Source organism: Burkholderia sp. Se-20373 (assembly GCF_017104705.1).
Lineage (GTDB): Bacteria > Pseudomonadota > Gammaproteobacteria > Burkholderiales > Burkholderiaceae > Burkholderia.
In genome coordinates this window covers 1-1,884 of the sequence record NZ_JAAGPH010000326.1, presented here as the reverse complement: position 1 = coordinate 1,884, position 1,884 = coordinate 1, and the positions used below count along the sequence as shown (strand labels likewise).

Annotated in this window: 1 protein-coding gene; it reads right to left on the bottom strand. The window is 67.3% G+C overall.

Translation table 11 applies throughout. The features are described 5' to 3' along the window. The coding region (gene acs, locus G3N96_RS38530; RefSeq protein ID WP_346778941.1) for an acetate--CoA ligase at positions 1 to 1,883 on the bottom strand (1,883 nt) is incomplete at its 3' end. Between the last annotated feature and the right edge of the window lies 1 nt (position 1,884).

The window sequence follows — 1,884 nt, the reverse complement described above, 5'->3', positions numbered from 1 at the left end:
AGCAGGCGCCGCATGATCTTGCCCGAGCGCGTCTTCGGCAGGTTGTCGCCGAAGCGGATGTCCTTCGGCTTCGCGATCGGCCCGATCTGCTTGCCGACCCAGTCACGCAGCGTCTTCGCCAGCGCCGCCGCTTCCTCGCCTTCCGGACGCGAACGCTTCAGCACCACGAACGCGACCACCGCCTCGCCCGTCGTATCGTCCGGGCGGCCGACCACGGCGGCTTCAGCCACGAGTTCGTGCGAGACCAGCGCCGATTCGATTTCCATCGTGCCGAGCCGGTGGCCCGACACGTTCAGCACGTCGTCGATCCGGCCCATGATCGTGAAGTAGCCGGTGTCCTTGTCGCGCACGGTGCCGTCGCCGGCCAGATACAGCCGCCCGCCGAGCTCCTCGGGGTAGTAGCTCTTCTTGAAACGCTCCGGATCGCCCCAGATCGTGCGGATCATCGCGGGCCACGGGCGCTTGACGACGAGGATGCCGCCCTGCCCGTTGGGCACGTCCTGGCCGGTTTCGTCGACCACCGCGGCCATGATGCCCGGCAGCGGCAGCGTGCACGAACCGGGCACGGTCGGCGTCGCGCCCGGCAGCGGCGTGATCATGTGGCCGCCCGTCTCGGTCTGCCACCACGTGTCGACGATCGGGCAGCGTTCCTGGCCGACGTGCTTGTGATACCACATCCAGGCTTCCGGATTGATCGGCTCGCCGACGGTGCCGATGATGCGCAGGCTCGACAGGTCGTAGCTTTTCGGATGGACCTTGTCGTCGGCCTCGGCCGCCTTGATCAGCGAACGGATCGCGGTCGGCGCGGTGTAGAACACGGTGACCTGGTGGTCGCCGATCATCTTCCAGAAACGCCCGGCGTCCGGGTAGGTCGGCACGCCTTCGAACACGACCTGCGTGCCGCCGCAGGCGAGCGGGCCGTACGTGATGTAGGTGTGGCCGGTGACCCAGCCGATGTCGGCCGTGCACCAGAACACGTCGGTGGGCTTCCAGTCGAAGGTCCACTTCATCGTCTGCGCGGCCCACAGCAGGTAGCCGCCCGTGCTGTGCTGCACGCCCTTCGGCTTGCCGGTCGAGCCCGACGTATACAGGATGAACAGCGGATGCTCGGCGCCGACCCATTCCGGCTCGCACTGGTCGGATTCGCCGGCCGTCAGTTCGTGCATCCACAGGTCGCGCTCGGCGTGCCAGTCGATCTTGCCGCCGGTGCGGCGATAGACGATCACGCTCTTCACGGCCTCGCAGCCGCCCAGCGCGATCGCTTCATCCGCGATGCTCTTCAGCGGCAGCGTCTTGCCGCCGCGCGCCTGCTCGTCGGCCGTGACGAGCGCCGTCGCGCCGACGTCGACGAGCCGCTCGTTCAGCGACTTCGCGGAGAAGCCGCCGAACACGACCGAGTGCGTTGCGCCGATGCGCGCGCAGGCCTGCATCGCGACGATGCCTTCGATCGACATCGGGATATAGATGACGACGCGGTCGCCCTTGCCGATCCCGCGCTTCTTGAGCGCATTCGCGAACCGCGATACGCGCGCGAGGAGATCCGCATAGGTGACGCGCGTGACGGTGCCGTCGTCGGCTTCGAAAATCACCGCGACGCGCTCGCCGTTGCCGGCTTCGACGTGACGGTCGAGGCAGTTGTACGACGCGTTCAGCTCGCCGTCGTCGAACCACTTGTAGAACGGCGCGTTGGACTCGTCGAGCACTTTCGTGAACGGCTTGTGCCACGCCAGACCCTCGCGCGCGCGACGCGCCCAGAATCCTTCGTAATCGTTCTCGGCTTCGGCGGCGAGCGCACGGTAGGCCGGCATGCCGGAAATGGTCGCCGCCTGTTCGAGCGCCGCGGGCGGCGCAAACTGACGGGTTTCGTGAAGAACCGATTCAATC